Below are 7,437 nucleotides of genomic sequence, written 5' to 3'. Positions count from 1 at the left end.
CCCGCGGAGCGGGTACCACATTGCTGCGCAATGTGCAAGCGGGGTGGTCGCTGCGCTCCCGCTGCCCACGCATCGCGTGGGCGGATCCCTTCGCTGCGCTCCGGGATCCGGTGGGGCCGGCCGCTGCGCGGCGCGGCGGGCCGCGCGGTGCGCGCCCCCGACTGAGGGGGTGCCAGGTGCGGCTAGTCGGGTGTGTCGTTGCGGAGTTGGGGAGTCCTGCGGACTCCCGGGCGGGTCCGCTGCGCTCCCCCGCCTGATAGTCCTTCCGGCTGCGCCTCCAGAACCTTGGGGCCCGTTGGCGCGGGCGGGGCTGACTGTGGGGGCGGGGGGGCGCTCATTCTTGTGGGTTCCAGTGTAGCGCGTGCATCAGGTTGATGCAGCATGTATCGTTGGCGGAAACACGGGACACCCCCCAACCACTTGGGCGGGTCTGGAAAAAGAGGGGACAACTTGAATTTGTTGAGCGTCGAAATGCGCCTCAAGGTGCGGGAGGAAATCCAGCGTGAGGTTACCGGATTGACGGCAGAACAGATCCACGAGCGGCTGGTGGCTGCGGGTGGCCTGGAAAGCAGCGAAAGCCAGCCGAGGCCTCTCGGTACAGAGGAGCGGCTGGCGGCGGTTCGGCGGAACGAGCTGCGGCGCATCTGGACCTTGATGGGCGGCACGAGCTGGGACGCCTACTCCTACGAGAACGACGCGCAGGCGGACCGCTGGCACCAGGCCCTGCGGGAGCGTCAGGAAGGGGCGCGCGGTGGGGCGGTGGAGTCTGACTCCGGGCTAATCCGCTATCGGATCGTGGCGCAGCGGACCGACCCGGCGCACCCCGGATTCTCGGTGGTGACGAACTACACCTACGCGCGGTCTGTTGAGGAGGCCGTGGCGAAGGTGCGCCGGGCGAAGGAGAAGCCGGGTGGCCTGTACGGGGACCAAGGTCTGTACCGCGTCGTGGAGGCCGTCGAGGAAAGCCCTCAGAGCGAGGCACGCCAACTGCAGGGCGCCCGCGGGCGGTTCCTCACCGCGGCCATGGACGCCGCTGTTGCCGCCCTGGACGACGATCCGGCATCTGCGCACCCGGAGCTGGTCGGCGTCCTGTCCGAGTTCTTCTTCGACACGGTCTTCACTCGCGCCATCGTCTCCCCCGACAGCGAAGCCGACGGCAGCGCTCACCTGTACGCCGGGGACGGCGCGGTCCTGTCCCGCCTGCTCCTGACTCACCTCGCCAACCACGGCCTGAACCTGGTGGAGGCGAGCGCCCGCACCGGCGACCGGCACACGGACGTAGGCCGGCCTTCCGTTCGTGGCGCGACGTCGGGGGAGGCTAGCGAGACGCCGGCGGAGCTTGTCGAGCGCGTCCTCGCCGTGTGCGAGCAGCACTACGCAGCCGTGACCGGCACCAGCTCCGGCCAGTGGGACCAGGGGTCGTCCCGGGAGATCGTGGACACCGCCCTGCGGACCGTGCACCTGGCGGAGCAGGAGACCTACCCGCAGGCAGTGGACGCGTACCTGCACGAGCACCGGGCGCGGCTGGAGCGGCTGTGGCGCCGCTACGGGCCCGGCGGCATGTTCGCGGGCGAGCTCGCTCTGATCGACCTGCCTGGGTCCTTCGTGCTGTGCGAGAGGATCGAGACGACCCCGCTCTGGCTCGAAGGGATCTGGGCGAAGCACGGCCAGGAGGAAACCGCGCTGGAAAGGCTCCACAACAGCTGGCTCTACGACACGAGTGAGGAGGACTGACGATGAGCAGGATTCCGCTCAAGAAACATCAGATCGACCAGAAGTCGAGTTTCCGAAAGTGGGTCGGATTCCCTGCAAGGTCATCCGTGCCCCCACAGGGTGCCCGTGGCACGATCGTGTCAGCGACCGGGTCAGGGAAAACGATCATGGCCTCAGCGTGCGTGCTGGAGTGCTTCCCCGAGGGCCGGATCCTCGTGACCGTGCCGACCCTGGACCTGCTCGTGCAGACCGCCCAGGCGTGGCGGGCGGTGGGTCACCGCTCCCCGATGGTCGCGGTGTGCTCGCTGGAGAGCGACCCCGTGCTGAACGAGCTGGGGGTGCGCACCACCACCAACCCGATCCAGCTCGCCCTGTGGGCCGCCCACGGGCCGGTCATCGTGTTCGCCACGTACGCCTCCCTCGTGGACCGCGAGGACTCCGAGGACCCGATGGGCCAGGGACGCGTTCGCGGGCCGCTGGAGGCCGCCCTGGCGGGCGGAGAGCGCCTGTACGGCCAGCGCATGGACGGTTTTTCGCTCGCCATCATCGACGAGGCCCACGGTACGGCGGGTGATCTTGGCAGGCCCTGGGCGGCGATCCACGACAACGCCCGTATCCCCGCGGACTTCCGGCTCTACCTCACCGCGACCCCCCGCATCCTCGCCTCGCCCCGGCCGCAGAAGGGCGCGGACGGCCAGGAGCTGGAGCTCGCGTCGATGGGCCAGGACTCGGAAACCTACGGGCCATGGCTCGCTGAGCTGGGACTCTCGGAGGCGATCGAACGCGCGATCCTCGCCGGTTTCGAGATCGACGTGCTGGAGATCCGCGACCCCTCCCCCGCTCTTGGAGAATCGGAGGAGGCGCAGCGGGGCCGGCGCCTGGCGCTGCTGCAGACCGCGCTCCTGGAGCACACCGCCGCGCACAACTTGCGCACGGTGATGACTTTCCATCAGAAGGTGGAGGAGGCGGCGGCTTTCGCGGAGAAGATGCCGGAGACGGCCGCGGAGCTGTACGTCAACGACGCCTCCGACGACGACCTGGCGGCCGCGGACCGACTCCCCGCATCGTCGATCGACGCGGAGTTCTACGAGCTGGAGACCGGCCGCCACGTCCCGCCGGACCGCGTCTGGTCGGCCTGGCTGTGCGGCGACCACCTCGTGTCCGAGCGGCGCGAGGTGCTGCGGCAGTTCGCCAACGGCCTCGACGCGGCCGGCCGCCGGGTCCACCGCGCGTTCCTCGCGAGCGTTCGCGTGCTCGGAGAAGGCGTCGACATCACCGGCGAACGGGGCGTGGAGGCCGTGTGCTTCGCCGACACCCGCGGCTCGCAGGTAGAGATCGTGCAGAACATCGGCCGCGCGCTCCGGCTCAACCGCGACGGCTCCACGAAGGTCGCGCGGATCATCGTGCCGGTGTTCCTGGAGCGGAACGAGGACCCCACCGACATGGTCGCCAGCGCCTCGTTCCGCCCCCTTGTAGCCGTTTTGCAAGGACTCCGCAGTCATGATGAACGACTCGTTGAGCAACTCGCCTCCCGCGCCCTCAGCAGTGGGAAGCGCAAGGTGCATGTCCGGCGCGATGAGGACGGGCAGATCGTCGGGGCCTGCGGCGAAGGCGAAGGCGAGTACCAGGAGCAGGACGACACCGACGCCGCTGCCGAGTCGGCCCTGCTCCACTTCTCCAGCCCGCGTGACGCGTCGACCATCGCGGCCTTCCTGCGCACCCGGGTCTACCGGCCGGAGTCCCTGGTGTGGCTGGAGGGCTACCAAGCCCTGCTTCGCTGGCGGAAGGAGAACGAGATCACCGGGCTCTACGCCGTTCCCTACGACCTCGAGGTCGAGGTCGGGGCGACGAAGGCGTTTCCGCTTGGGCGCTGGGTCCACCAGCAGCGGAAGGCCCTGCGGGCCGGTGAGCTGGAGGAGCGGCGCAAGACCCTGCTGGACGCACCCGAGGCCGGGATGGTGTGGGAGCCGGGCGAAGAAGCCTGGGAGTCCAAGCTCTCCGCGCTGCGCTCCTACCGGCAGGCCACGGGCCACCTTGCTCCCCGCCAGGACCAGGTCTGGGGCGAAGGCGAGGCAATGGTGCCCATCGGCCAGCACATCGCCAACCTTCGCCGGAAGGGCGGCCTCGGCAAGGACCAGGAGCGGGCGGCGGAGCGCGCCAAGCAGATGGCGGCGATCGACCCGGACTGGAACTGCCCGTGGCCGCTCGACTGGCAGCGGCACTACCGCGTCCTCGCCGACCTCGTCGACGCCGACGGCAGCCTGCCCGAGATCCAGCCCGGCGTACTGATGGACGGCGACGACATCGGACGATGGCTCCAGCGGCAAGCCAGCTCCTGGGCGCAGCTGTCGCAGGAGCAGCAGGAGCGGCTGTCCGCGCTGGGCATGCACGCCCCTGTCGCCCCGTCTCCCGCCCCGGCGCCCGCGTCCGCGACGAAGGGCCCGAACAAGGCGCAGCAGGCGTTCCAGCGCGGCCTGGCGGCACTCGCGCAGTGGGTGGAGCGGGAGGGCGCGGACCGGCCGGTGCCCAGGGGGCACAGTGAGCAGATCACGGTCGACGGTGAGGCTGAACCGGTGTCCGTGAAGCTGGGCGTGTGGATCTCTAATACCAAGACCCGCCGCGACAAGCTCGCACAGGAGCAGCGAGCCGCTCTGACCGAGCTGGGAGTGGAGTGGGCGTGAAAGTCGGCGGTCGGCTGGCAAGAGGCCGGGGCATCGTCACCTTGCCGCTATGGCATTTAGGGGAAGGTTGACCGGTCTGGCACGCAGATCAGGGGCGGACGTTTCCCCTGTCCGGCTTCACCAGCTCCCACGTGCGAAGAAAGAGCTAAGCAGTCAACTGACTCGGCTGGACCTCGGCATTCTCATCGATAGCGGTGACGTGGCTTAGCAGCGCGTGACATTGGGAAAGGAGTTGGTCATAGGTCATGACGGTGATCCCGTGCATCCTGCTGTTGAGCCCGTGCAGAGCGCGCAGTTGCGTCTCCTCCCAGTTGTGTGACCGCCCGATGATGACGACGGCACGCGGGTGGTAGGCGATGATGTCGGGCCGCGCAGGTTGCAGACCGAACTCCGCAGCGCGATGCAAGGTATCGAGGTAGCGGTGACACTGCCCGATCGCCTTCGCGGTATGCGATGACCAATACCAGTTCTGGTGCGTGTCGTCGTACAGGATCACGTCCTTGTCCGGGCGCTTCAGCTCGTACACATCACGCAACCCGCTGGCGGTGGACTTCATCAGCAGATCGACGTGGTCGCCGATTCCGATGACTCGTTGGTCGTCGCGAGCAACATATGCGTTGCCGAAGGCCCAGGAATGGCGCTCACACCAGTCCTGGTAGACGTCCTCTCGATTGCGCCCCTCCGCAAGGTGCTCTTGCAGTTCGGTGACGGCGGCTCTCAGCTCACCGATCCTGACGGCAGCTGAAAATGCTTTGGCCAAGGTCTCGGGGCTCACCTGGTGGGCGAGTTGGGCAGCGAACCGGCGGTTTTCCAGGGCACTGCCGATCGCGCCGACGGCGTCATCAGAGGCATCCAGTTGCGCTCCGAACCCATCCGTTCGGAGCACGAGGTACTGACCATCATCGTCTTGCTCAGATACGGATAGCGCTTGGGCGATGTGGCTCTTGAGCATGTACAGGTCCTCCGACTTGAGCGTCATCTCACACTGCTCGCCAGTCCGCTTGTCTGTGCGGACAAGCTTCATGGACAGCTCAGTCGATGAGTTCCTGTGGGGGATGAAGAAGGGGATGGCCTCGATCAACACATGAGTCGTATCCCTGACTATCAGTCGGCTCCCGTACGAGAGTGCTCCCGACGCAGCAGGACGCCGATCAAAGAAAGTGGGCTCATTCCCATCCATACCGGCATGTTGGGCCACTGCATCACTCTGTGTCCCAACTTTCCCGAAAGTAGATCACTTATTCGATTTATGGAGCATGGCTCCCGGACCGTGCCTGGGCTGACTCCACAACCGCCCGTGGAACTACGGGAGTCGGCATCAAGCTGGGCGATGGCCTCGCTCTACAGCGGTCCACCGTCTACGGGGCGGCTTCCTGCTCAGAAACTTTGTGGCTGGGTGCTCCGTGGTCGTGACAAAGTTCGTCGGCTTACCGCAGTGCCAACAGGGGTGGGGCTGGGAGGACCAGTGCGAGCTGCGGCCCCAGTCGAGAAGGCCCGCGGCGCTGTCAGGCACCGCTGTAGTACGTGGGGCAGGCGGCGCGGGAATGGTCACGCCGGAAGCATCGAACCGTTGACCGTGGTCGAAGACCTCCCGCGGCAGTGCTCTGTGTACGGTTTCCTGTCCATACCGGCAGATCCGCTCCAGCTCTCAAGTGGCGCGCTCCACCGTGCACTGTTCGATCCAGCGGGCGAGGACGCTCAGGGTCGCCAGGTGCTCCAACGCTTCCTGTTCGGTCCAGTTCACCTCATCCTCGTGAGCGGCAACATTCCGCAGGGCGAGGAAGGCACCGGCCGCGAGGTACTTGGCGCCATCCTGGCGGGCGCGCCACGTAGGCGTGTTGCGGTCGCCGTCGAACCGCAGTCGCGGTTTCCCCGCCACGGGGTCCTTCATATCGAAGGCCTGCATGCACAAGTCCGTCTCGCCGATGTCGTGGCGCCCCAGCTTCTGCTGAAGCCGGCGGTTCACGGTGCGGGCAGCAGCCAGGACGGCATCCTGCCGGGCCTCTGCGCCCCACAGCGGGGCGGCCGGCTCCCACACCCAGGGGTGGAACTGGTCGGCGGGCAGCGTGGGTGCATCCGGAACGAGCCGGGCAGCCCATTCGTCCATGTCGGCCAGAATGCCCAGACCCCGATGAACCTCATCGCGGGCCATGTCTTCGCCCGCCATCTGATCCAGGTTGATCTTCTCGGCAAGTTGAGGATCCAGGAGCCGCAGGATCTGCTTGACCGTTGGCTCTGCGCGGCGCAGCTGCTCATACAGCGCCGGATCACCCACGTAATCGCCCGGCCTGGTACTGCGCTCGTAACGCAGAGCCAGATCGGCAAACGCCTCAAGACGCTGTCGCATCCAGTCTCGATCCACGGCCGCATCCTAGGAGCGGAGTCTGACAATCCCGGTCTCACCGGCTCGGCAAAGCCAGGAGCAGCAGCAAGGGCCCGAACCCAGAAGGCGGTTCGGGCCCTTGCTGCGGGGCGATCTACAGGTCGAACTCGAGGTGCTCGATGTCCGTGAACCGGACCTCTTCCAGACTGCCGGCGCGGCGGCCGCCGTCCTGGAAGTAGACCTCCTTGAGTGCTTCGGCGGCGATCTCCTGGAGCTGCTGGTCGGTGGCCCCTTGCTCCTGGGCATCGAAGAGGCGGGCCGCGTACTGCGGTGGTAGGGCGATGGTCAGGTGGCGGATGCGGTCCTGGTCCGTCGACCCGATCGGCGCGGTGTAGCCCATGCGTGCGCGGGTGTCGATGACGATGCCGCCGGTCGTCGCCGCCTTCTCGCGGGCCTTCGCCCGGATCTGCGGCTGCCACCGCTTCTTCACCTCGCGCTCCAGGCGCACGGCGAGGTCCGGGCGCGGTTTTTTGATCTGGTCCTTCACGTACCGCTCGACGGTGCGCTGGGAGATCCGCAGCATCTGAGCGACCGCCTTGGTGCCCCCCAGCTGCTTGACGAGGTACCGCATCTGCGGGCCCGCGCTCTTGGGCGCCGGGCGGGTGAACGCCTTCTGCACCGCGGCGTCCAGGCCGTCCCCGAACAGGCTCATCGTCGCCT

5 protein-coding genes are annotated in these 7,437 nt (G+C 67.6%); 2 read left to right on the top strand and 3 right to left on the bottom strand.

Features of this window, described 5'->3' with window-relative positions:
• Nucleotides 1–654: 654 nt before the first annotated feature.
• Entirely contained in the window at nt 655–1,734 is a 1,080-nt protein-coding gene (locus tag ACFPIH_RS54330; RefSeq protein WP_385879322.1) for a hypothetical protein, read from the top strand.
• A gap of 2 nt (nt 1,735–1,736) precedes the next feature.
• Complete coding sequence (locus tag ACFPIH_RS54325) at nt 1,737–4,394, top strand: DEAD/DEAH box helicase (protein WP_381187214.1); 2,658 nt, start codon at nt 1,737–1,739, stop codon at nt 4,392–4,394.
• A gap of 145 nt (nt 4,395–4,539) precedes the next feature.
• On the opposite strand, the gene ACFPIH_RS54320 is transcribed toward ACFPIH_RS54325, so the two are convergent.
• From ACFPIH_RS54320 to tpg, 3 genes are all read right to left on the bottom strand, one after another.
• Nucleotides 4,540–5,475, bottom strand: a complete 936-nt coding sequence (locus ACFPIH_RS54320; protein ID WP_381187212.1) for a Shedu anti-phage system protein SduA domain-containing protein — start codon at nt 5,473–5,475, stop codon at nt 4,540–4,542.
• A 567-nt stretch (nt 5,476–6,042) separates the two neighbouring features.
• Nucleotides 6,043–6,756, bottom strand: coding sequence for a TIGR02391 family protein (locus ACFPIH_RS54315; RefSeq protein WP_240512779.1), 714 nt, complete (start codon nt 6,754–6,756; stop codon nt 6,043–6,045).
• A gap of 115 nt (nt 6,757–6,871) precedes the next feature.
• Complete coding sequence (gene tpg / locus ACFPIH_RS54310; RefSeq protein WP_381187208.1) at nt 6,872–7,429, bottom strand: telomere-protecting terminal protein Tpg; 558 nt, start codon at nt 7,427–7,429, stop codon at nt 6,872–6,874.
• Nucleotides 7,430–7,437 lie beyond the last annotated feature (8 nt).

This window comes from Streptomyces vulcanius (assembly GCF_042653945.1).
In the GTDB taxonomy this organism is placed as follows: domain Bacteria; phylum Actinomycetota; class Actinomycetes; order Streptomycetales; family Streptomycetaceae; genus Streptomyces; species Streptomyces mangrovi.
This window is presented reverse-complemented; position numbering and strand designations above follow the sequence as displayed.